Annotated in this window: 29 protein-coding genes; 26 read left to right on the top strand and 3 right to left on the bottom strand. The window is 65.5% G+C overall.

All coding sequences use genetic code 11. The features are described 5' to 3' along the window. Positions 1-2 precede the first annotated feature (2 nt). The 12 genes from MUN81_RS15530 (at position 3) to MUN81_RS15475 (ending at position 5,053) form a co-directional block, all read left to right on the top strand. A complete protein-coding gene (locus MUN81_RS15530; protein WP_245111872.1) occupies positions 3-260 on the top strand; it encodes a hypothetical protein in 258 nt (85 codons plus the stop codon). A 24-nt stretch (positions 261-284) separates the two neighbouring features. Beyond that, positions 285-548, top strand: a complete 264-nt coding sequence (locus MUN81_RS15525) for a hypothetical protein (RefSeq protein ID WP_245111871.1) — start codon at positions 285-287, stop codon at positions 546-548. 12 nt (positions 549-560) lie between these two features. After that, positions 561-791: a hypothetical protein gene (locus MUN81_RS15520; RefSeq protein ID WP_245111869.1), complete on the top strand. Its 231-nt coding sequence runs from the start codon at positions 561-563 to the stop codon at positions 789-791. After that, the gene (locus MUN81_RS15515; RefSeq protein ID WP_245111867.1) at positions 775-1,098 is read left to right on the top strand and encodes a hypothetical protein; all 324 of its coding nucleotides are present in this window, start codon (positions 775-777) and stop codon (positions 1,096-1,098) included. The genes MUN81_RS15520 and MUN81_RS15515 overlap by 17 nt, the downstream gene beginning before the upstream one ends. 3 nt (positions 1,099-1,101) lie before the next feature. After that, on the top strand, positions 1,102-1,509 hold the full coding sequence (locus MUN81_RS15510) for a hypothetical protein (protein ID WP_245111865.1): 408 nt from the start codon (positions 1,102-1,104) through the stop codon (positions 1,507-1,509). 6 nt (positions 1,510-1,515) lie between these two features. Beyond that, a complete protein-coding gene (locus tag MUN81_RS15505; protein WP_245111864.1) occupies positions 1,516-1,929 on the top strand; it encodes a helix-turn-helix domain-containing protein in 414 nt (137 codons plus the stop codon). 28 nt (positions 1,930-1,957) lie between these two features. Beyond that, positions 1,958-2,302, top strand: coding sequence for a hypothetical protein (locus tag MUN81_RS15500; protein WP_245111862.1), 345 nt, complete (start codon positions 1,958-1,960; stop codon positions 2,300-2,302). Further along, on the top strand, positions 2,295-2,501 hold the full coding sequence (locus MUN81_RS15495) for a hypothetical protein (RefSeq protein ID WP_245111860.1): 207 nt from the start codon (positions 2,295-2,297) through the stop codon (positions 2,499-2,501). Before MUN81_RS15500 ends, MUN81_RS15495 begins: the two co-directional genes overlap by 8 nt. Further along, entirely contained in the window at positions 2,498-2,713 is a 216-nt protein-coding gene (locus tag MUN81_RS15490; protein WP_245111858.1) for a hypothetical protein, read from the top strand. The genes MUN81_RS15495 and MUN81_RS15490 overlap by 4 nt, the downstream gene beginning before the upstream one ends. A gap of 280 nt (positions 2,714-2,993) precedes the next feature. After that, the gene (locus MUN81_RS15485; protein ID WP_245111856.1) at positions 2,994-4,349 is read left to right on the top strand and encodes a hypothetical protein; all 1,356 of its coding nucleotides are present in this window, start codon (positions 2,994-2,996) and stop codon (positions 4,347-4,349) included. Between the two features lie 15 nt (positions 4,350-4,364). Then, entirely contained in the window at positions 4,365-4,643 is a 279-nt protein-coding gene (locus MUN81_RS15480; RefSeq protein WP_245111854.1) for a hypothetical protein, read from the top strand. Then, positions 4,640-5,053: a hypothetical protein gene (locus MUN81_RS15475; RefSeq protein WP_245111852.1), complete on the top strand. Its 414-nt coding sequence runs from the start codon at positions 4,640-4,642 to the stop codon at positions 5,051-5,053. Before MUN81_RS15480 ends, MUN81_RS15475 begins: the two co-directional genes overlap by 4 nt. 23 nt (positions 5,054-5,076) lie before the next feature. Here the strand turns inward: MUN81_RS15475 and MUN81_RS15470 are convergent, their stop codons facing one another. Beyond that, positions 5,077-5,451 (bottom strand): hypothetical protein, encoded by a 375-nt coding sequence (locus MUN81_RS15470; RefSeq protein WP_245111850.1) that lies wholly within the window; start codon positions 5,449-5,451, stop codon positions 5,077-5,079. Positions 5,452-5,660: 209 nt separating this feature from the next. Between MUN81_RS15470 and MUN81_RS15465 the strand changes: the two genes are divergently transcribed. The 8 genes from MUN81_RS15465 to MUN81_RS15430 all read left to right on the top strand — a co-directional run bounded on the left by MUN81_RS15465 (position 5,661) and on the right by MUN81_RS15430 (position 14,172). Next, the gene (locus MUN81_RS15465; protein WP_245111848.1) at positions 5,661-6,305 is read left to right on the top strand and encodes a recombinase family protein; all 645 of its coding nucleotides are present in this window, start codon (positions 5,661-5,663) and stop codon (positions 6,303-6,305) included. Between the two features lie 55 nt (positions 6,306-6,360). Then, positions 6,361-6,873 carry a hypothetical protein gene (locus MUN81_RS15460; RefSeq protein WP_245111847.1) on the top strand — a complete coding sequence of 171 codons (513 nt, stop codon included), beginning with the start codon at positions 6,361-6,363 and terminating at the stop codon, positions 6,871-6,873. Between the two features lie 32 nt (positions 6,874-6,905). Further along, entirely contained in the window at positions 6,906-7,394 is a 489-nt protein-coding gene (locus tag MUN81_RS15455) for a hypothetical protein (RefSeq protein WP_245111845.1), read from the top strand. Positions 7,395-7,403: 9 nt separating this feature from the next. Continuing rightward, positions 7,404-9,104 (top strand): hypothetical protein, encoded by a 1,701-nt coding sequence (locus tag MUN81_RS15450; protein WP_245111843.1) that lies wholly within the window; start codon positions 7,404-7,406, stop codon positions 9,102-9,104. Next, on the top strand, positions 9,104-10,921 hold the full coding sequence (locus tag MUN81_RS15445) for a hypothetical protein (protein ID WP_245111841.1): 1,818 nt from the start codon (positions 9,104-9,106) through the stop codon (positions 10,919-10,921). The genes MUN81_RS15450 and MUN81_RS15445 overlap by 1 nt, the downstream gene beginning before the upstream one ends. A 253-nt stretch (positions 10,922-11,174) precedes the next feature. Next, positions 11,175-11,555, top strand: coding sequence for a DUF5675 family protein (locus MUN81_RS15440; RefSeq protein WP_245111840.1), 381 nt, complete (start codon positions 11,175-11,177; stop codon positions 11,553-11,555). Beyond that, positions 11,555-12,100, top strand: coding sequence for a hypothetical protein (locus MUN81_RS15435; protein WP_245111838.1), 546 nt, complete (start codon positions 11,555-11,557; stop codon positions 12,098-12,100). Before MUN81_RS15440 ends, MUN81_RS15435 begins: the two co-directional genes overlap by 1 nt. Next, the gene (locus MUN81_RS15430; RefSeq protein ID WP_245111837.1) at positions 12,100-14,172 is read left to right on the top strand and encodes a GDSL-type esterase/lipase family protein; all 2,073 of its coding nucleotides are present in this window, start codon (positions 12,100-12,102) and stop codon (positions 14,170-14,172) included. Before MUN81_RS15435 ends, MUN81_RS15430 begins: the two co-directional genes overlap by 1 nt. A 61-nt stretch (positions 14,173-14,233) precedes the next feature. Here MUN81_RS15430 and MUN81_RS22735 read toward each other — a convergent pair whose 3' ends face one another. Together MUN81_RS22735 and MUN81_RS15425 are read right to left on the bottom strand one after the other, a co-directional pair. Beyond that, positions 14,234-14,365 (bottom strand): hypothetical protein, encoded by a 132-nt coding sequence (locus MUN81_RS22735; protein WP_280638203.1) that lies wholly within the window; start codon positions 14,363-14,365, stop codon positions 14,234-14,236. 35 nt (positions 14,366-14,400) lie between these two features. Further along, positions 14,401-15,546, bottom strand: a complete 1,146-nt coding sequence (locus MUN81_RS15425; protein ID WP_245111830.1) for an acyltransferase — start codon at positions 15,544-15,546, stop codon at positions 14,401-14,403. 121 nt (positions 15,547-15,667) lie between these two features. On the opposite strand from MUN81_RS15425, the gene MUN81_RS15420 reads away from it, so the two are divergent. From MUN81_RS15420 to MUN81_RS15395, 6 genes are all read left to right on the top strand, one after another. Then, entirely contained in the window at positions 15,668-16,672 is a 1,005-nt protein-coding gene (locus MUN81_RS15420; RefSeq protein ID WP_245111828.1) for a S49 family peptidase, read from the top strand. Continuing rightward, the gene (locus tag MUN81_RS15415) at positions 16,662-17,090 is read left to right on the top strand and encodes a hypothetical protein (protein ID WP_245111826.1); all 429 of its coding nucleotides are present in this window, start codon (positions 16,662-16,664) and stop codon (positions 17,088-17,090) included. The genes MUN81_RS15420 and MUN81_RS15415 overlap by 11 nt, the downstream gene beginning before the upstream one ends. 63 nt (positions 17,091-17,153) lie before the next feature. After that, positions 17,154-18,164 carry a hypothetical protein gene (locus tag MUN81_RS15410; protein ID WP_245111825.1) on the top strand — a complete coding sequence of 337 codons (1,011 nt, stop codon included), beginning with the start codon at positions 17,154-17,156 and terminating at the stop codon, positions 18,162-18,164. 113 nt (positions 18,165-18,277) lie between these two features. Further along, a complete protein-coding gene (locus tag MUN81_RS15405; RefSeq protein WP_245111823.1) occupies positions 18,278-18,958 on the top strand; it encodes a hypothetical protein in 681 nt (226 codons plus the stop codon). Between the two features lie 49 nt (positions 18,959-19,007). Next, positions 19,008-19,205 (top strand): hypothetical protein, encoded by a 198-nt coding sequence (locus tag MUN81_RS15400; RefSeq protein WP_245111821.1) that lies wholly within the window; start codon positions 19,008-19,010, stop codon positions 19,203-19,205. A gap of 332 nt (positions 19,206-19,537) precedes the next feature. Beyond that, the gene (locus MUN81_RS15395) at positions 19,538-19,867 is read left to right on the top strand and encodes a hypothetical protein (protein ID WP_245111820.1); all 330 of its coding nucleotides are present in this window, start codon (positions 19,538-19,540) and stop codon (positions 19,865-19,867) included. The last annotated feature ends 8 nt before the right edge of the window (positions 19,868-19,875 follow it).

Below are 19,875 nucleotides of genomic sequence, written 5' to 3'. Positions count from 1 at the left end.
GCATGCACCCTCCCCTCAGCACGGACCGGCAGAAGTACTTCCAGCTCATGGCGCTGGTGTGCGAAGACCTGCCCACCACAGCCATTGACACGCTGGTGCGCAGCGGCCACGAAGCCACGTCGGCGCAGCTCACGGCCGTGCGGCAGTGCCGCAAAGTCCACCTGCCCTGGCTCATCGACCTAGTGCGGGCCGGCTTGCCCGCCTTCGTGATTCCGCTCGATTTGCTGCCGGCCGCCGCGCTGGCGCCCCTCTTTTCCTAGCAGTTCACCATTTCCCAGCATCTCATGCACCTCAACACCGCCCCTCTGGAGCCGAAGCGCAAGCCCTGCATCCGCGATTTGGCTACCCTCACCGCCACGCTGCTGCCCCCGGCGCTGGTGCAGCTCACGTCCCTGAAGCAACTGCGCCGAAGGGTGCGCGAAATCAACGCCACCCACCCGCACTACCAGGAGGAAACCCCGCTGGTGCTGGCCTGGGAAGAGCAGCGCCGCCAGCGCCTGAGCGGCGAGCTGGCAGTCACCGTCACCAACCGCGCCCAAGTGGCCTAATAGTCTTCTGCCATGCCCGAATCCATGACCCGCGCCCAGCACCTGCAATGGGCCAAAACCCGCGCCCTCGAATACCTCGACGCCGGCAACCTCACCGACGCCTGGGCCAGCTTCGTGAGCGACCTGGGCAAGCACCCCGAGACGGCCGGCAACAGCACGATTGAGCTCGGGATGCTGGAAATGATGATGGGCGGCCTCAACACGGCCGCCAAGCTGCGCCACCACATTGAAGGCACGCACTAAGATGGACACCCAGCCTTTTGCCTCCCCCGTTTCCCTCACCGATGCCCGCACCGGCAAGCGCGTGCGCGTGGTCGAATTGCCCGAGGGCGCGGCCCTCGTGGAGCCCATCCTGGGCTACTGCTACCAAGCCGGCCACCTGACGGTGTACGTCAACGGCTCGATGCCGCTGGACTTGCGCACGGCCCAGGAGGAGGGCCACACCGCGGCCGAGATGTGGCTGGTCAAGGACCTGCCCGCCGGCATCCGCGAAATCGACGTGACGGACTGCCGCCGCGAGTTTCAGCTGCTACTCCCCCAAGCTGCCTGAGCGATGGAAGCCCGCGCCCCTTACGGCTCGCCGCCCGGCCCCCGCGATTTGAGCCCCCACGTGGCCCGGTGGCTGCGCGAGCTGGGCTTTCAGGTGTGGGAGCAGCCCACGCCCACGCCCAGCCTCTCGCTGGTCACCGGCACGTGGACGGGGCTGACGGGCGAGCAGTTCAGCTTCCAGTACGCCCACCACCACCACCCGGCCGCCGGCCCCGTCAGCTGGGCCGCGTGCAGCATGGGCGTGCGGCCGGCCGGGGCCCGCGAGCCCCAGGTCTGCTTTGCCCCCACGCAGGTGCGCCGCCTCAAAGAGGTGCGCCTGCTGGTGCTGGGCAACGACCAGTTCGACGCCGCCCGCCAGCGCCTGGCCGCCGCGCGGGCCACCCTCACCAAGTCTATTTCCCCCGCTGCCTAACCTGCCATGGCCCTGCTCGATTTGCCGACCCGCGAAGATTACCAAGCCCTCCAGCAGAAGCTCGACGCCGTGCTGGCCCACCTGCAAGCCGCCCGGCCGCCGGCCGTCGACGAGCTGGTGAGCGTGGAGCGCGTGGCCGCCTACACGCACTTCGACCGCCGCACGGTGGAGCAGTGGGTGGCCGAGGGCCGCTTCGACGCCCGCGGCAAGCGGGTGTACCTGCCGGCCTACAAGTTCTCGGGCCGGCTGCGCTTCAAGCTCAGCGAGGTCGAAGCCTTTGGCCTGGGCATCGGCGTGCTTACGCCCGCGCTGGGGCCCGGCGGCCGGCCCGAGCCGGTGAAGGCCGCCCCCCGCAACGCCCGCCAAAAAGCCGTGAAATCCGCCGCCGTGCCGTCCGAGAAGGCGCTGCGCGTGGCCTAGTCTGTCCCCTTATTTTTTTCCTCGCCGCATGAAAAAGACCATTCACCTCTACTCCTCGGCCGGCAACACCGGCCTGGGCGGGTTCATCTTCACGCTGAGCCAAAACCTGGAGCGCGACGTGCTGCTGCTGCCCCTCTCCAAGCTGCCCACGCCCGACCCGCTGCGCTTGCAGGCCCTGCGGGTGGAGAAAAACGAAATCGAGGCCGACCTGCCGCACCTGGAGTTCGCGCTGGGCAAGTTCGCCCGGGGCGAGTGGGGGCCCGACGCGGGCCGGGAGAACGGCCTGAAGGCCGACATCGACGCCGCCAAAACGCGCCTGCGGGCGATTAATGCCATGCTGCGCGTGGGGAAAGGGGGGCTGCACAATGGCTGAGCCGGTACGCAAGATGCCGCGCACCCTGGGCCTGCTGCTGCTGCTGGTGCTCGGGCTGGCCTGCCTCAAAGAGGCCGGCGTGGCCCCGGTGGCCCACTGGAGCTGGTGGGCCGTGACGGCGCCGGTGTGGGCGCCGTGGGCGGCGCTGCTCACCGGCGCCCTGCTGCTGATGGGCTTTAAAGCTGGGAGGGGCCAATGAGTGCCGCCCCGCTCACGACCTGGCCCCGCTTCTGCGCCGAGCCGGCCGCTGTGCTCGACTGGCTGGGCCGGCTGCGCCCGACCGACGCGGCCAGCAAGAAGGTCGTGCTCACCCTGCGCTGGATGGTGAACGAGGAGCTGGAGCGCCGCCGGCCCGGGCCGGTGCCGGCGGCCATCACCGACTTCCGCCCCGACGAGCCGCAGGCCCTATGAGCAGCACCCACTACTCCCGTGGCCGCGCCCCGCCCGGGCCGCTGGTCTGTCGCTGCCGCCGAGCAGCCGCCCCGTCGTCTAACGAAGACTCGTTGCCGTTTTCTCGCCCAGGTGGAAAATCAGGTCCGGCAATGAATGCCCGCATCGGAGCGGGCCGGGTGCGCACTGGGCTAGCCGAAACGCTACCCGGCGGTTGCTCGGGAACAGGGATGACAGCCCTTGGCCCCCGGCACCGCCACCGTTTTCCATACCATCCGTTTTCCCCAGCACGTTCCCGAGAATGTTGCCAACTCCTTATTGCCCTTCCAAGGCGCGCATTGCCCTGTCCGAGTACATCGACCAGCGCGGCGCGCAGCTGCCCAAAACCTGGCGCACCCGCCGCCTCAAGGACGGCACCGTGCAGCAGTACGCCGTGCGCGGCAGCATCCTCTCCGACGGCGCCGAAAAGACGGCCTGGGCCCTGATTCGCCTGGCCCTGAAAGCCGTGGCCGAGGTGCGCCAGGTGCCGCTGCTCCAGCTCGGGGCCGTCGCTGCGGACGACGCGGAGCTAGCCCCGCCGCCGGTGGCCACCAACAGCGAGGCCCTGTGCCGGACGAGCGTGCGGGGCAAGCGCGTGGCCGGCCGCACGGTGCGCAACCACCTGGCCGAGATGCAGCGGGCCGGCATCGTGACCCGCACGCAGTTTCGGGGCCGGCTGCGCGACTACTACGTGTGGATAAACCCGCTGTTCCTGTGGGAGGCCGGTGCAAAACCGGCCCAAACGGCCGAAAAACCATGTTTTCAACAAGCCGCTTTTTCGGCGCTTCCGCCGCCAACCGGCACAAACTTTCCGCCTAAAGGAGTTCATGAACCCCTTCAGGCTACTGAAATAGAAACCGGCCAGGTGGATAAATGCGCTGCGCAACGGGTCCAGACGCCGCCGGTAAGCACTCAGGCTACACCGTCAGGCTACACGGGGCAGCCGGCCCGCCCGGTGGAGGCCGCGCAAGCGACGAAACCGGGCACGGGGCGCGCGAATGACGTTGTCGAGCCTTCCGAGCCCAAAACCCCATCCGCCGCGCCGCAGGGGCCGAAAACGCGGGTGGCCCAGCGCCAGCGCAGCATGGTTCTAGAGTTCTGGTGGGCGGCCCAGCGCGAATTATATGCCCCGTTGAACCAATCTTTTACCGAGGAGCAGGGCCGCCTGGCCTGCAATGCCATCTACTTCGGCGTGTACGGCGGCTTCCCAGCCGACTGGCCCCTGCACCGGCAGGAACAATACCACGAGCAGGCCCTCGAACGCCTGGGCCTGGCCGCCGGCTACTTCGCCCGCAACCCGCACAAGTACCCGCCGCTGCCCTACGCCGAGCACGTGGCCGGCAAGGGCTACTTCGACGCCGAAAACGCCAAGGGATTCATCGGCACCATGCAGTGGTACGCTACGCACCTGGCCCACCGCGGCCAGCGTGCCCTAGCCGACGCCCTGCGCCGGGCCCGGCGGGAGCTGCGCCAGCACGCGCTGGGCACGGCTCCCAAGCGGGCCCAGGCCAAAACCACCCTGGAGCTCTACCGCTACCACGAAGCCAAGCTGCGCCAGCTGGGCCCGCAGGCTCTGGAGCGCTTCTACCAACACTTCGCCCGGCCCGCCGCGGCCTAACCCTTTTCCGTTCCCATGTCCACGCCGCTTACCGCCAGCTGGCAGCGCCAGCAGCCGCACACCAAGGCCATCGTCTACTTCATCTCCGGCCCGGGCCAGGCCGGGCGCACCTTCTTCGCCAGGGAGCTCTACTTCAACCGCCCCGTGGCCAACCCCCGCCAGTACGGCATCGAGGGCCTGCGGCGCATGATTGACAAGTGGGGGCCGCAGCTGGTGGCCACCGCCGTCATCATCGATTTGGAGCGCGACCAGGCCATTCACAAGTTTCTCGCGCAGAAAGGATGGGTGGAATGAATCTGGCGCACCTGGACCAAGTCATCGAGCTCGAGCGCGGCGAGGCCGGGCAGCTCTGGTGGGCCGTATCCGAAGTCGGCCGCCGCAACCTGGCCCGGCTGAGCCGGCCGCTTGGGGCGCGGGTGGACTCGGCCGGCATAGTCGTTGCGCTGCCAGCGCTGGCGCGCATAGCCAAGCGCCTGAAGCGAATCGACGAGCGGGAGCAGCACCACGTGGGCGTCCCCGGCCGCAAGCCGAAGAAGTTCCGGCTGAAGGTGGACGAGCTGGTGGCCCTCATGCTCCACGTGTGGCCGGAGTCGGCTCCTGGCCACATGGGCCACGTGCCGCTGGGCAAGGTGCAGCAGAAGTCGCTCAACCTGGAGCAGTGCATCCGATTCCCCGGCTGTCCGGCTGGTTTTTCACCTCGGTAGCGGGCGGTAAGGTGTCACCTTGACTACCGGTAAATACCGAAAGAGTTGGTGACAACAGGCTGCTCGTTTGCGAACAGCAAATCAGGATACACCTCCACCGTTTGCCCCAGTAGGGTTTGCTTCGTCGCGGCATCGGTGAAGATGACCTTAAACGTGCCAGTGTGGCCGTCGTCGACAATGCCGCTATGGGCCATGCTGCGCAGCACGGTCAGGCACGAGTCGGTGGGGGCGAAGTTGTAGACGGTGTAGTTGAGTTGCTTGACCAAGCCCGACTCATGCACTTCAACGGGACCCTCCACCCGAAAAGCGGTGGGGTCGGTGCAGCCAACGAGCAGCACACTCACGAGCAGCGCGCTCAGCAGGGCGCAGAACGCGCTGTTGAAAGAGGAAGCAGTCATAGGGCGTAAACCAAGTAAGAGAAAGAAGGAACGCCAGCAAAGATATTATGAAGTACTTTGAATTACAAAGTGTATTTGTCAGTTGACGTAGGTTCTTGGTTTCGCTTTCGTGTCTCAAAAAAAGTATTGCCGAAAAACACCCTGAAAATGACTGGTCCCGGGGCGTTTTTTCTCCCTGAAAATTGTCACTCGAAAACCACCTGCATAAAATGAGACAAAACGCTTTGATACCGGTGGCTCTGTTCGCCCGCGTGAGTAAGGAGCAGCAGGACTTCGGCCGCCAGCTCCTCGACACCCAGCGCCACGCCGACCGCTCCGGCCTGCAGGTGGTGGCCACCATCGCCGAGAAGCTCAGCGGCTCGCGCAACAGCCGGGCCCGGCGGCCCGACCTCGACGAGCTCCTGCACCTGGCCAAGTCGGGCCGCATCCGGATGGTGCTCGTCACCGAGCTCAGCCGCCTGGGCCGCCGGGCCCGCGAAACCCGCGCCGTGGTCGAGCAGCTGGCCGACCTGGGCGTGTCGGTGTTTGCCCTCAACATCCAATTGGGCTACCTGCTGCCCGATGGCAAGGTGAACCCCATGGCGCGCCTGGTGATGACGGTGCTCATGGAAGTGGACGAGATGGAAACCGAACGGCTCAGCCACCGCATCCGCTCGGGCCAGGCCGTGGCCTTCGCCGGCGGCGCGCAGAAGGGCCGGCCCGCCGGCACCACTCAGGACGCCGACAAGCTGCTGGCCAAATACCCCAAGGTGGTAAAGCTGTTGCGGAAGGGCAACGTCGTGCGCGATATTGCCGAGGCCGCGGGCTGCTCTTCCAACACGGTGCTGAAAGTGAAGCGTGCACTTTCGTCCTAATTTTAGGGGTTTCAGCGATTGACCTTTGACGATACTTTACTTCTAGTCCCTTTCCTTGAGCGCCTCGCCCGTCTTCGCCATTCCCGTGCGTGCCCACGTGCGGCAGTTTCTGTTAAAAGAGTTCGGTCCCGACATCTGGCAAATCCACCAGAACACCTTCCTCGGGCGCACGGTGCGCATGAAGGTGGAGAAGCTGCCCTACCGGCAGCTGAGCCGGCCGGAGGTGGCCACCGGCACGGTGGTGCGCCTGAGCCTGCCCACGGCCCTGAAGCATTACACGCTCACGGTGGAGTCGGCCAAGGAAGTGGGGGAGATGCTGGACAAGTTTTTCCAGCAGCAGATGATACAGTTCGTGAAAGGCCAGGTGGCCGTCACGCAGAACGAGCGGGCTGCGCTGCGCTCCTTTTATAAGCTGTACGACATCAACCCCAGCGATTACGATTTGGAGGAGGCCCGCAAGGTGTGGCGCGACTACAAGGACCGCGTGCTGAAGGAAAACGGCCACTTCGATTTGATGTACCTGGGCGGCGGCATGCAGCTGCAGTCGGACTACGCGGTTGCGTCCTAAAAGCGGGCCCGGCGGCGCGGTTTCTTTGGTTCATGGAACCGAACAAGCTCCCCGATTTTATTGACTACTTCCGGCAGCTGGCCACGGCCAACCTCGCCCTGGGCGGCAGCTTTGTGCACGGGGCGGCCGGCCGCATCCTGGCCGGCTCGCGCAGCGGCATCGAGTACCCGTGCCTGTGGCTGGAAACGCCCACCCTGGCCTTTGAGGAGAAGGACGGCACGGCCCCGCTGGGCAAACGGCGGTGCGCCTGGGTGGTGCTGCAGAAGGTGCCCACCGATGATTACGAGGCGCAGGACGCGGGCTGGGCCCAGGCCGAGCACCTGGCCCTGCAGGTGCTCAGCCGCATGCTGCGCGACCGCAAGCGCCGCCGGTTTCACTTCACGCTCAACGCCAACCCGCTGGAGCCGGTGGCCACCCTCACGGTCGACAACGAAATCGGGTTCCGGCTGGAGTTCGAGCTGGAGCAATACGTGCCCGATTTGGCGTACGACCCGGCGCTGTGGGCGCCCGACACCCTGTAATTTCTGGCCATGCTCATCGAAGTAAACACGACGTGGACCGTCAGCAGTGCCGGCGCTGCCGGCGCCGGCAAAACCTTCCTCGGTACCGGCATTGCGTTCGACACCGACACGCACCAGCTGGTGGCCTTCAACGTGGCGCGCACGGCCGCGCTGCTCGACCCCTTGCCCCAGGGCGTGCACCTGCAGGCCGGCGACGTGATACACATCGAATGCGACATCGATTTCACGGCCACGCTCTGGATTTACGGCGGGGGCATGAGCCTGAGCAGCCAGACCGAAGCCACCAGCGCGCAGTACTGCGGCTGGACGCCGCCGGTGGCGGGCCTGACTTGTGACATTGGCACGCTCAGCGTGAGCCAGACCGGCACGCCGGGCGGCATCACGCTCACGGCCCTGGTGACCGGCACCCCCAACGGCGCCTGGCGCTACTCCCTCGACCGCGGGCCCGAGCAGGCCAGTGCCGACTTCACCGGCGTGGCCATCGGCACGCACACGGTGCGCGTGCGCGACACGGGCCTGAGCGGCTGCTGGCAGGAAGTGACGGTGGTGGTGTCGGCGGCGCCGCTGCTGCAGGTGCCCACCGGTGCCGCCCAGGGCTTTGACTTCGTGGGCCAGCCCCTCTGGTACCAGCCCGCCGGCGTGCCGGCCGGGGCCGAGGTGCACCTGGAGCTGTGGGCCGAAAGCGCCCATGGCCAGGAGGACTTTGCGGCGGTGCTCACGCTGCGCAAGTTTGCCGATGCCCAAGGGCGGGTGGCCTTTCAGCTCGACGGCCTGCTCTGGCCCTTGCTGCGGGCCTGGGAGCCCCCGGCGGTGGCCAGCACGGCCAGCCGCTGCCGCGGCCAGCTCGTGAACTACTTCGTGCGCACGACGGTGTACGCGGCCGGCCAGCCGCCGGCCTACACCACCGGCCCGCTGCGCACGGCCCTGCGGGGGGCGCTGCCGGCCGAGCGGCGCGACATCGAGTACTTCGCGTACCGGCTCGATGCCTTTGCCCAGCCGCCGTTTCTCAGCTGGCGGCCGGCCGACCGGCGGCTGACGCCCGAGCAGCCGGAGTGGCTGTTCTGGCTGTGCCCGCCCGGCCAGCCGGCCGTGTTCACCGTGCGACGCAGCTACGTGCGCACGGGCTTTGCCGGCGGCGCGCCCCTGGTGGAGGACGAAGCCGTGGTGCTCAGCGGGCCGCGCGGGCCGGAGGGCCAATTGCTGGCCATTCCGGTGCGGCCCCGGGCCGGTACCGATGCCGTGACCCTGGCCCTATATGACGCCGACGAAACGGCCCTGAGCCCGCTCGTGACCTTCGCCATGGTCGACCCCACGCCCCAAACGCGCTACCTGCTGTTCACCAACTCGCTGGGGGGCTGCGACACGCTGCGCACCGAGGGCCGGCTGGAGGGCCTGCTCGAAGGCGTGGCCAGCAGCAGCGAGGTGCCGCCCACGGCGGGCGGGGCCGCGCCCCACGCCGACCGCTGGACCTACGACGTGACGGCCGTGCGCAAGCTGAAGCTGGCCACCGGCTGGCTGCGGGCCTCGGAGCTGCGCTGGCTGCAGGAGCTGGTGCTGGCGCGTGAAATCTGGGAGTGGCAGCCCGGGCGGGTGCTGCCCCTCGACGTGGCCAAGCGCCAGCTGGCTTACCTGTCCGACGCCAACCCGCTGCGCGGGATGGCGCTGGAATACGATTATGCTTTTGCGCCCACTGCTTACGCTGCTCTCTGATGCTTGCCTTGACTTCCGCCGGCCGGCCGGTGCACCTACACCGCGGCACCAGCGTGCAGCTGGAGTATAACTCGCCGCTGTTCGACGAGGACACCATCCTGGGCACGTTCGCCTATTCGTTTGCCGTGCCGGCGCCGCCCAACGGGCCGCTGTACAGCTATCCGGAGCGGCCCGACCGGGCGCAGGAGCCGGGCGCTCCGCTGCCGGCGGAGCTCAGCGAGTCGGGCGTGCCGCTGCTGGTGGGCACCCAGCGCGTGCGCTCGGCTTCAGCCCGGCAATACAGCGTGGCCGTGGCCGGCGGGCTGAGCGGCGCCGGCCTGAACGAGCGGCAACTGAGCTCGTTTGAGTACGGCGGGCTGCGCGAAGTGCCGCGCTGGGTGCCCATCGACCCGTCCGACCCGGCTTCGCTGCTCGTGCCGGGCCTGGTGCCGCACGCCAACGACGTGGTGGCCCACCCGGCATTGTACCCTTACGCCTTTGCCCCGCTGCGCAACGAGTACCTGGCCCCGTGGCAGATGCTGTCGAGCACGGCGCCCGACCCGCTGAACTACCCCCTCAACACCGTCAACCGGTGGGTGGTGGGCGCGGTCGCGTCGGTGGGCATGCCCGCCGGCGGCACCTTCACCTACAACCTCGATTTCACCGTGCCGGGCGGCGTGAACGTGCTGCGGTACGAGCCGCTACCGCCGTACTGCCCCTTTCCGCGCCTGCGCTACGTGCTGCAGGCCATTCTGGAGGAAAGCGGGCTGGTGGTCGACGCCGACCAGCTGCTGCCGGGGGAGCTGGGCGAACTCGTGGTGGTGGGCAACGCCCAGCTGGTGGACCGCGGCGACGCCACCACGCTGCGCTTCGCGCTGGCCGACGTGCTGCCGGCGCTAACCGTGGGCGAACTGCTGGCCGCGCTGCGGCAGGACCTGGGCATCGTGGTGTACGTGCACCGGGCCAGCGGCCGCGTCCGGAGCGCCTACCTGGTGGAGGCCGTGGCCGCCGATGCTGCTTACGTCGACCTGAGCGACTGCGTGGCCGGCGGCGTGGAAACCACCGTGGAGGAGCCGCAGGGCCTTACGCTCACTTCCCTGGTCGATGGCGCCGACGAGCTCACCAAGGACTGGCTCACGCTGCAGCCCGACGACAGCCGGGTGCTGGCGCCCGTGGCGACGGCGGCCGCCCTGCCGGCCTCTGCCGTGCTGCTCACCGACAACCCGCAAACCGACCAGGTGCGCCTGGTGCTTGACGAGGAGGTGTATTACCGCTGCACCGTGGCCCCGTCGCTCGACGGCGTGCACGTGCCCCTGAGCTGGGAGCGGCTGGTGCCGCGCCTGCCCGTGGTGCCGGTCAACGGCGGCGGCGAGGCGCTGGCCCAGCGCCTGGCCTACGTGGCGGAGCTGCCCACGCGCATCGGGAGCGACCCGGCCCTGACCGTGCCGGTGCCGGCGCTGAAGCAGCCGCCGTTTCGGGCCGGAGCCGAGGGCGTGGGGCGCAGCACCGTGCTGCGGCTGCTCTTCTACCGGGGGCTGCAGCTGGCCAGCGACGGCACCACGGCGTACCCCAGCTTGTCGCACCAGAGCCCGAGCGGCGCGCTGAGCGTGCGCCTGGCCGGGGCCCAGGGCACCTACGAGCGGCTGCTTAGCCCCTGGCTGGCGGTGAAGCTGCGCGGCACCCGCTACACGGTGCCCCTGCAGCTGAGCCCGCTGGGCCTGGCCACGCTCGAGCAGGCCACGCCGGTGCGCCTGGCGGGGGTGCGCTACCTGGTGCGCAAGCTCTCGGCCACGGCGCCCCTGCGCAAGCCCGCGTCGGCCGAGCTGGTGCGCTTGTAGAAAAGGCCAGGGCATACGAGGAAGGCGCCGCCAACGGCCGGAAAAAACGGCGGTGGGGCTAAAAATAAATTTGCCAGTTCTTCCCCAGCTTTTGCCAGTTCTTCCCCAACCCCCCTCCAGAGGCAAGGGGGAGGGGGTGGGGTAGTTGCCGGCCGGCCCGGCGCCGGCACTGGCAATTGCCAGGCAAAGGCGCCGTCGCCCGGCCCCGGCAACCGGCCTACTACCCGGGGGGCGAATGTGGCTATTTGGCCGCATGACGAAAGCAGAACTGGAATTGCGCCGCCACGCGCCGGCCCACGGCGGCATCCTGGGCGAGTTGTTCCTCAACGGAACGTTTGTGTGCTACACGCTGGAGCGCGTCGGGGTGGCCATCCCCGCCGACGTGTACCAGGTGCTGCTCAACGTGAGCCCGAAGTTTCGCAAGCTCATGCCGCTGCTGGTGGGGCCGCGCGTGCCGGCCAAGTGGGGCGTGCGCCTGCACTGCGGCACCAAGCCGGCGGATAGCGACGCCTGCGTGCTGGTGGGCCTGGCCCAACTGCCGGCCCAGCCCAAGATTTACAAATCGGTGGAGGCCTTCGAGCGGCTCATGGGCTTGCTCATCGGCTTCGAGGCCATCACGCTCACCGTCCGCTAGTGCTGCCGCTGCTCTCGATACCGCCCGACGACTGCGTGAACGTGGGCGGCCTGCTGGCCGGCGTGCGGCTGTGGCCGGCGGCCAACGTGCGGGTCTATGCCGAGCCGGTGGCCAGCATCCTGCCCGCGCTGGAGCTGCGCGACCCGGCCGACTACGCCGACCTGTACTTTCTGCCCGACTCGGCCAGCTACACCGAGGAGCCCGACGAGGACGCCCAGGGCGACTTCTATAAGGTGAAGCTGCCGCTGCTCATTGCCGCCGATGCGCCCGACGTGAGCGAGGCCGTGGCCCGGCTGGCCGGCGGCCGCTACCTGGTGGCCTTCCTCGACGGCAACGGCCGCACCAAGCTGGCCGGCACGCCCGAGTGGCCGCTGAAGCTGCTCATCGGCACCGAAACCGGCCGCAAGGGCACCGACCGCAATGCCCTGAGCTTCACCCTTACCGGCGTGCTGCCGGTGCGGGCCCCCTTTTACCTGGAACAGGAACTCCCGACCCCGGCCGCGCGCCGGGCCTGGTCGGCGGGTTTCTCCTTTGGCTTCAGCTGATGCTCAACCCCGATACCTCGCAGCAAACCGATGCGCTCTACGCGCTCATTGGGCAATATTTTGAAGACAATACGACGGGCAGCATAACGCCCGCCGACGCGCGGCTGGTGCTGGGCTCGGTTGCCGACGCCATCAACGCGGCCAACGCCCGGCTTGATGCCCTGACCACGAACCAGGTCAAGGGCAGCGTGTTTCGCGTGCCGTACCTGGTGATGGTAAACGGCGCGCTCACGGTGCCCACGAATTTGATTCCGGCCCGCTTTCGCATCGTGGGCATGGACGTGCGGGTCGTGAACGGCACCGACCAGACCAGTGCGGCCGCCGGCGTGCGCGCCGACCCGGTGGACTTCCGCCTGCTGGCCAATTCGACCGGCACCATCAACGCCTTGGTCGACGAGCTGCCGGCCACCACCGCCACGGTGAAGGCCGCCTTTGTGCGCACCAGCGGGACTGAAGAGGACAGGGTGCTCAGCTACCCGGTGCTGCCGCTGGAGGATGCGCGCCTGTCTGCCGGCGAAGTGTACCAGTACACCTTTGTGGACCTGGTGCCGCCGGTCACGCGCTTGGTTGAAGTGCGCAACGACATGAGTTTTGCGCAGAACCCGCTGCCCACTGGCTTGGATTCTGACCCGTACTACAAACCGTTTGCGCCGCTAAGTGCCGCCGTTGGCTACGACGATACGGCATTGCAAAACCGCGTCGCGGCCGTCGCAACGGCGATGGTTGATACGCCGGCTAAGTTTCTGGCGCTCGTCGACACGGCGGCTTCCAACGTGGAGGTCTCTATTTCGGTCACGAATGGCAAGTTGGTGCTCACCGCCAACCCAACGGGCGCCCCGCAGCCAAAGCGCCAAGCCGTGGCCATCGGTGACAGCGAAACGGAAGGGTATGGCCTGGGCGCCGATTACCAGACCAAGAACTGGCTGGCGCGCTTGGGCGTGGTGGGCGCCGACCTCTACGACCTGGTGGTAAACAAAGGCATCAGCGGCAACACCACGGCGCAAATGCTGGCCCGCATCGCCGACATCAAGGCCAGCTTCAATGCGACTGGGCGCGCGGGCATCGACACCTACACCCTGGGGGGCTACAACGACTTCGATGAAACCCGGTTGGGCGCGAGCGTGGCTGACGTGGTGGCCCGCCTCTCGCAGCTGGTGGCCGGCTACAAAACGGCGCAGGTAGCTGGGCGGGATAAGAATTACCTGATGACCCTGCCCGCGACGGCTGGCTATTACACCAATGTTGCCGGCGGCAGCGCGGCGATGGATGCGCGGATTACGGTCAAAATCAATGACCTCAACGCCTATATCCGAGCCAACTACGCGGCGATGGGCTATGACGGGTACGTTGACATTGCCCGCATCGTGGAAGCGCAGTCGCCTACCAATTCCGCCAATACCACGGACGGGCTGCACTTTTCGGCCTTCTTGGCCGACCTCATCGCACAAGCCGTTGCCACCTACGAGCGAAACGGTGCCCAACCGACCGGCCCCATTATCAGCAACCCCGGTGGGCAGCCAGGCACCTACGTGGAGAATCCGTCCACGAGCGTGTTGCCCTTTACCAACCCCACGTTGACGCCCTACGACCCGGCCCGTATCCAGGTGCTGGTGGCGACCGGCGACGGCAGCCGGGTGCAGTCGCTGGTGTACGACGGCACGCTGAACCTGACGGCCTTCAGCCACGATTCCTTCGCGCCGGTGAGTACGGATTGGGTGGGCGAGGCCGAGTTTCTCATTCCAACGCTCGACGAGCGCATCTTGGGCCTGTCCGTGAACATGGTAGCCGCTTGGGGTGATTTTGCCTATTCCATGTATGCACAGGCCAACGGTACGGTGGCCTTTCTGGTGGGCCCAGGCTTCGCCACTCCGGTCAGCGGCGGCAACTTTGCCTATGTGCCCACGGACAAGCTGGGATACAAACTCACCAAAACGCAGGTCATTTTTTATAAGAATGGCCAGGAGCAGGCCCGCATCAACCGCACCGAAAGCGGCAACCTGCGCGTGGCACTTGGCTTCCGTGACCAGCAAGTGATTACCAATGTGCGCAGCCGGGCCTACTCAATGGTGTAAGTTCTGGATATCAGAAAAAAAGCCCTGGCCGGTGAGGCCAGGGCTTTTTTTGTCAATCGGGCTATTCCTCGTCTTCGTGCCGGGCGTAAAACTCGTCGTCGTCGACCGTGAAATTGTTCATGCCGTAGCGGCCCGCCAGCCACGCGATGAGGGCGAGGCCGCCAAAAAAGGCCACTGTGTCCAACAGTAGCATCGGCCAAGGAAACAGGGCTTGCCAGAACAAGGCGCTCATACTTCTACCGCTTTAAAAGCCGGAACAGCGGCCCCGGGTGTCTCACTGTCAAAGCGCGCCATCCACACCGAGAGCCGCTTGCCCAGCCACTTGCTGGCCGGCTTCTCGATGAATACGTGGAGCGCGGCTGCAGCGGCCAGCATGAACGCGATGACGCCGGCCAGCAGTACGTAGTTGTTGGCCAGGCCCGCCAACCGGTTGAAAATGACGTATCCAGCAGCCTGGTGCAGTAGGTAGAGCGGGTAGGTGAGGGCCCCGGCCCACTTCAGCCACGCGAAGCGGCTCAGGCTGAACACGCGGAACGAAATCAGCAGGAAGATGCCGAAAAACAGCGTGATGGCGCCACCAATCACCAGGTTGGAGAAGGGCGTGTTGAAAGCTGCCGTTAGCTCCTTGCCTTGGTTGATGCCGCTGCGCAGGGCCAGAGCATAGGCGGCCGCCAGCAGGCCGAAGCGCAGCCAGGTGCGGCCCGCCGGCGCCTGAAACAAATAGAACAGCATGCCGGCAATGAAGTAAGGGGCATACTTTGGGAAGAACAAATAGGTGAACCCAGCCAGCTGCGACTCGGCGCCCAGCTTCGCGGCAGCCATGCTCAGCACGATGCAGGCCAGCCAGCCCGACATAAACAGGTCGAGGTGGCGCATGAGCTTGTAGCCGATGAGCAGCGACACCAAGAAGTAGAACGTGATTTCCACGGTGAGCGACCAGTACGAGGCATCCACGGCGGCCACGCCGAAGAATTCGTGCAGCATGGTCAAGTTGTAGATGTACTGGCCCGCGCCAACAGTCAGCAGCGGCTGGTTGAGCCCGGCCCCGCCGAAGCGCACCACCAGGAACGTAAAGGTGACGGCTGCCCAAAAGGCAGGGTAAAGGCGGGTGATGCGGGAGCGCAGGAACTGCGTCACGGTTTTGCCCTGGGCGCTGAGCAGCACCACGTAGCCCGAAATGATGAAGAACAGCTCCACGCCCAGGTACCCGTACTTGGTGGCCGGGGCCAGCTCTGGAAAGCCCAGCGGGTTGGTTTGGTGCACCGTGTACCCCCAAAACGTGTAGTGGTAGAAGACGACTGACAATGCCGCCAGGAAGCGCAGCAGGTCGATTTCGTAGAAGCGGATGGGAGCTTTGTGGGGTTCGGGTTCCATAAGGAGAAAAGAGTAGGGGGTAAAATTAACCTCACATGCTTTAAAAACCGGGGCTTTTTCGTCCTATGTGCCGGCAGGCTAAAATCCGAACATTGTATACCGCTCCTCTGGCGGTATGACTATGGAAGACCTGCTTACCAGCTCCGCCTGGGCCCTCGAATCAAAGTACTACGGCCTGGCCAAGCAGCGCATTCAGGCGCGCTGGGCCCAGGGCCTGCCGGCTTTGGCGGCGGAGGAGGCGAAGCCGCGTCGCTACCCGCACGTGGACAAGGACGGCTACGCCACCATGTGGCACGCCGTGGCCGAAGCCGTGGGCAACGGCATCCTGCACCCGGTTGAAGGCCTGGCCTCGGCCATGAGCCAGGTGCTGGCCGGCCCCCGGGGCGGCAGCTCGGCGAACACCAGCGGCTCGAAAGTGGCCGTGTTGCCGATTCAGGGCACCGTGCAGAAGCGCGGCGGTTACTGCAGTCTGGGCACGAAAGACCTGGTGGCCCAGCTGAATGCGGCCAACCGCGACCCGGAAATTGCCGCCATCGTGCTCGACATCGACTCGCCCGGCGGGCAGGTCGACGGCACCGAGGAGTTCGCCCAGGCCTGCGCGCTCAGCGCCAAGCCCGTGGTGGCTTACATCGACGGCCTGGGCGCGTCGGCCGCCTACTGGATTGCCTCGCAGGCCAGCTTCATCTACATCAACTCGGCCAGCACCGGCTACGCCGGCAGCCTGGGCGTGCTCTGCATGAGCATCGACCAAACCGCCTTCCTGGAAAAGCAGGGCTACAAGGTGGAAATCCTGCGCTCCAGCCGCGCCGTGGACAAGGCCCGCCTGAACTCGGTGGAGCCGCTCAGCGACGTGGTGCGCGCCTCGGTGCAGGCCGACCTCGACCAGATTGGCGAAACCTTCATCGCGGCCGTGGAACGCGGCCGCGCCGGCAAGCTGAGCACGAAAGAGGACGTCTTCACCGGCAAAGTGTACCGCGGCTCCGATGCCAAAAAGTACGGCCTGGTCGATGCCATCGGCTCCCTGCAGGATGCCGTCAACAAAGCCGCGCAACTGGCCCAGTCGGGCAGTGGCGCGGGCAAACTCGCTTCATCCATCACTCAAACCCTACAACAGAATGGCATTTGAATTTAAGAACATCCTCAGCGCCATGGGCCTGAAGGCCAGCACCGACACGGTGACCGAAGCCCACCTGCAGGCCGCTGATGACAAAATCGCGCTGCTGACGCAGGAGAAGGCCGACGCCGATACCCGCGCCAACGCGGCTGAAGCGGCCCGTGTGGCGGCTCAGACCGCCCTCGACACCACCAAAGGCGAGTTGGCCACTGCCAACACCAACCTGACCCAAGCCGGCCTCGACCTGAAAACGGCGCAGGATAAGGTGGCCACGCTGGAGGAATGGAAGAAAAACCAAGCTGCAGCTGACGGCCGCGAGGAAGACGACAGCAACAACCTCGATACCGAGGACGAAGGCCCGAAAGCTTCGTGGGAAGTAGCGGCTTCCAAGGCCATTGCCACCGCCAAAAAGCGCGTCGGCGAGAAGTAGACCGGGGCGCCCCAATCATCATTCAATTCATTTTTCACGCTTTCGCTTTACTGCATAACTAGCATGTCAGTACCCATTGATTTCTCGGGCTTGCCCGCCAAAATGCAGGGCTACACCCTGCGCGAAACGGAAACGCTGCTCTCGATGATGCTCATCGATGGCCAATCGTTCCTCAACTACATGGGGCTGTTCCCCGACGTGACCGACGAGCTGGCCCTGACTCAGATTTTCGTGTCGAGCGTGCTGCAGCCCGGCGGCAAAGACACCTTCGACCCGAAGGGCACGGTGGGCTTCAAAAACCGCATCGGCAAGGTGCGCGAGTGCAAAATCGACTACACGCTCAAGCCCTCGGACATCCTGGCCATGTGGAAGGGCTACCTGGGCCGCATTGCCAAGAGCAAGCAGGGGTCGGTGTACGACGTGCCGTTCCAGCAGTACATCATCGACAAGCTGGCCGAGCGCGCCAAGGAGGAAATGCACCTCGATGCCGTGTTCAAGGGCGTGTACAACAAGGACAAGAAAACCGCCAACCGCGTGTTTGATGGCCTGTTGCCGCTGCTCTCGAAGGCGGGCGTGGTGCCCGCCGGCAACATTTTCGCCGGTGCGCCCATCACGCAGAATAACGCCATCGACCAGCTCGAAGGCATCTCCGACAAGGTGCCCTCGCACCTGCGCAACCGCAACCTGGTGATGCTGGTGGAGCCCACCGTGGCCACGTTCTACAACCGCGACTACCGCAACACGTTCGGCGGCAACACGAACAACACCGGCGGCTTCTCGCACACCACGATTGACGGCACGACCATCACCATCACGCCCGAGCCCGGCCTGGCCGATACCGGTGGCGTGATTGTGACGCCGGCCGAGAACCTGGTGTGGCTGACCGGCCCCCTGGGCGGTGGCCCCAACTCGTTCATCATCGAGAAGAGCAAGCGCAACGTGGACATCATGTGCGACTTCCAGGCCGCGCCCGACATCAGCATTGCCGAGTACGTGTGGTGCAACGACCTGGCGCTCGAAGCGGGTCAGGGCTTCATCACGGCCGAGGCGGCTGAGCCCGACCCCCAAGCCTAAGCCTGAGCAGAGCCGGTGGCCACGTGGCCGCCGGCTCTCCGTGGTAACCCATCAGTTCCCTCTCCGCATCTCCGTTCGATATCCCCCATTTTTCAAATTCTTACTTCCTGACCATGAAAAAGATTTTTCCGGTGCTGAGTGTGTTGATGTTCCTGGTGGGCATCGCCACGATGGCCGCCCTGCAGTTTCCCGCCCAGGCTCACGCCTTGGCGATGTCGGTGCCCCACGGCCCCGAACTACTCACCGTGCTGGTGGGCACCGGCGGCAGCGCCCTGGCCTGCGTGGTGGTGCCCATCGCCGAAATCGTCGAGGACGATTGCCCCAACCCGGGGGGCCTCACCGACCTGCACGTTATCCGCCGGCGCGAGCTGGAGGACTTTCCCGAGCCGGACGCGGATAAGGTGACCATCAGCACGGCCCTGGTGCCCAAAGCGGGCTGCGGCTTTGTTCCTTGGGCGTTTGCCGCCGATTCCGGCGAGATTAACCACAAGTCGAGCGGCGACGCTGGCAGCCAGAGCATCAGCCACGACCTGAGCGTGTACATTCCCCGGGGCAGCGCCACGACCGACGCCGTGATTCAAGCCGCCCTCAATGGCGACTTCGTGGTCATTGGCCGCGACAGCAACGGCAACCAGCGCATCGCCGGCGATAAGCGCCGTGGCGTGAAGTTCGAGCACGATTACAAGTCGGGCAAGAAGGGCAACGATAAGAACGGCACGGACTTTAAGTTCTCGGGCGAGGGCTTCACCCACGTGCCGTACTACTACACGGCCGCCATCCCGCTGAAGGCGTAAGCCAGGCCTGCGGGCATTTCAATCATTGTTTCATCAGTAACAAGTCGTTATGGCGCTGAAAAAATTTGACTTGGTTAATACCGAGGGTTTGAAAGGGCTGAACTATAAGGGTGATTTTATTCCCTTCGAGAAAATCACCGACGAGCTGGCCGAGCAGTTGGAGGGCAAGACCCACGTACTGAAGCGCAAGACCACGGCCCAAGTGCAGAAAGCCCTTGCGGCGGAGGCCGCCGAAGCTACCAAATAGTCGCCCCGCAGCAGCTTAAAAAAAGCCTCGCCCACCAGCGGGGCTTTTTCAGTTGAAAGCAATCCCGGGTTTGTCGCAATCAAGTCTGTTTTGGGGCGGCCCAGCCGCGTCACTAACTAATTGCTAGGAAGAGGATTGGTCAACGCCCCGGCATTCGCTACCCGTTGCAGCAGGTGAGAGAATAGCCGAAACTGCTATTTATTAAGCGAATAGTTGCAGGGAGAGATGTCTGATAATGGCCTATATCTTCCTTTTTTGAGGGGGGCTGAACGGCTTCATTTGCTTACCATTCGCTGACCCGAATGGCTTTCTTTCCTCCTGTTTCCCTTTCTATGAAAAAGATTAGTGTATTGCTCTCCCTAGCGGCGCTGCTCGTTAGCGTACCTTCCTTTACGGCTAGTGCCGCGGTGAAGCAGGCTTCCTCCAGGGTAGCCGCTGCCTATCCTCGGAATGACTACTTTGACTGGGGGTTTGCGGACGGAATTGCTTTTCTGGAGTATGAAGCAAGCCTGTACAGCGGCACGACGACGTACAAAGAGCACGCGGATGCCGAGCTGGCCGTGGCGCTGCAGAATGAGCAAAATGCCGTTCCCGAAAGCGATGATTTTTATTACTGGTACGGGTACCGAATTGCCATTCAACAGAAGCGTGGTAATTACTAAGCAGCCCT

This window comes from Hymenobacter sp. 5317J-9 (assembly GCF_022921075.1).
Classification (GTDB): domain Bacteria; phylum Bacteroidota; class Bacteroidia; order Cytophagales; family Hymenobacteraceae; genus Hymenobacter.
This window is presented reverse-complemented; position numbering and strand designations above follow the sequence as displayed.

Excerpts from the sequence above, each read along its gene's own strand:
- MUN81_RS15530 (WP_245111872.1), top strand. The coding sequence starts at position 3 with ATGCACCCTCCCCTCAGCACGGACCGGCAGAAGTACTTCCAGCTCATG.
- MUN81_RS15525 (WP_245111871.1), top strand. The coding sequence starts at position 285 with ATGCACCTCAACACCGCCCCTCTGGAGCCGAAGCGCAAGCCCTGCATC.
- MUN81_RS15520 (WP_245111869.1), top strand. The coding sequence starts at position 561 with ATGCCCGAATCCATGACCCGCGCCCAGCACCTGCAATGGGCCAAAACC.
- MUN81_RS15510 (WP_245111865.1), top strand. The coding sequence starts at position 1,102 with ATGGAAGCCCGCGCCCCTTACGGCTCGCCGCCCGGCCCCCGCGATTTG.
- MUN81_RS15505 (WP_245111864.1), top strand. The coding sequence starts at position 1,516 with ATGGCCCTGCTCGATTTGCCGACCCGCGAAGATTACCAAGCCCTCCAG.
- MUN81_RS15500 (WP_245111862.1), top strand. The coding sequence starts at position 1,958 with ATGAAAAAGACCATTCACCTCTACTCCTCGGCCGGCAACACCGGCCTG.
- MUN81_RS15495 (WP_245111860.1), top strand. The coding sequence starts at position 2,295 with ATGGCTGAGCCGGTACGCAAGATGCCGCGCACCCTGGGCCTGCTGCTG.
- MUN81_RS15490 (WP_245111858.1), top strand. The coding sequence starts at position 2,498 with ATGAGTGCCGCCCCGCTCACGACCTGGCCCCGCTTCTGCGCCGAGCCG.
- MUN81_RS15485 (WP_245111856.1), top strand. The coding sequence starts at position 2,994 with ATGTTGCCAACTCCTTATTGCCCTTCCAAGGCGCGCATTGCCCTGTCC.
- MUN81_RS15480 (WP_245111854.1), top strand. The coding sequence starts at position 4,365 with ATGTCCACGCCGCTTACCGCCAGCTGGCAGCGCCAGCAGCCGCACACC.
- MUN81_RS15475 (WP_245111852.1), top strand. The coding sequence starts at position 4,640 with ATGAATCTGGCGCACCTGGACCAAGTCATCGAGCTCGAGCGCGGCGAG.
- MUN81_RS15470 (WP_245111850.1), bottom strand. The coding sequence starts at position 5,451 with ATGACTGCTTCCTCTTTCAACAGCGCGTTCTGCGCCCTGCTGAGCGCG.
- MUN81_RS15465 (WP_245111848.1), top strand. The coding sequence starts at position 5,661 with ATGAGACAAAACGCTTTGATACCGGTGGCTCTGTTCGCCCGCGTGAGT.
- MUN81_RS15455 (WP_245111845.1), top strand. The coding sequence starts at position 6,906 with ATGGAACCGAACAAGCTCCCCGATTTTATTGACTACTTCCGGCAGCTG.
- MUN81_RS15450 (WP_245111843.1), top strand. The coding sequence starts at position 7,404 with ATGCTCATCGAAGTAAACACGACGTGGACCGTCAGCAGTGCCGGCGCT.
- MUN81_RS15445 (WP_245111841.1), top strand. The coding sequence starts at position 9,104 with ATGCTTGCCTTGACTTCCGCCGGCCGGCCGGTGCACCTACACCGCGGC.
- MUN81_RS15440 (WP_245111840.1), top strand. The coding sequence starts at position 11,175 with ATGACGAAAGCAGAACTGGAATTGCGCCGCCACGCGCCGGCCCACGGC.
- MUN81_RS15430 (WP_245111837.1), top strand. The coding sequence starts at position 12,100 with ATGCTCAACCCCGATACCTCGCAGCAAACCGATGCGCTCTACGCGCTC.
- MUN81_RS22735 (WP_280638203.1), bottom strand. The coding sequence starts at position 14,365 with ATGCTACTGTTGGACACAGTGGCCTTTTTTGGCGGCCTCGCCCTCATC.
- MUN81_RS15425 (WP_245111830.1), bottom strand. The coding sequence starts at position 15,546 with ATGGAACCCGAACCCCACAAAGCTCCCATCCGCTTCTACGAAATCGAC.
- MUN81_RS15420 (WP_245111828.1), top strand. The coding sequence starts at position 15,668 with ATGGAAGACCTGCTTACCAGCTCCGCCTGGGCCCTCGAATCAAAGTAC.
- MUN81_RS15415 (WP_245111826.1), top strand. The coding sequence starts at position 16,662 with ATGGCATTTGAATTTAAGAACATCCTCAGCGCCATGGGCCTGAAGGCC.
- MUN81_RS15410 (WP_245111825.1), top strand. The coding sequence starts at position 17,154 with ATGTCAGTACCCATTGATTTCTCGGGCTTGCCCGCCAAAATGCAGGGC.
- MUN81_RS15405 (WP_245111823.1), top strand. The coding sequence starts at position 18,278 with ATGAAAAAGATTTTTCCGGTGCTGAGTGTGTTGATGTTCCTGGTGGGC.
- MUN81_RS15400 (WP_245111821.1), top strand. The coding sequence starts at position 19,008 with ATGGCGCTGAAAAAATTTGACTTGGTTAATACCGAGGGTTTGAAAGGG.
- MUN81_RS15395 (WP_245111820.1), top strand. The coding sequence starts at position 19,538 with ATGAAAAAGATTAGTGTATTGCTCTCCCTAGCGGCGCTGCTCGTTAGC.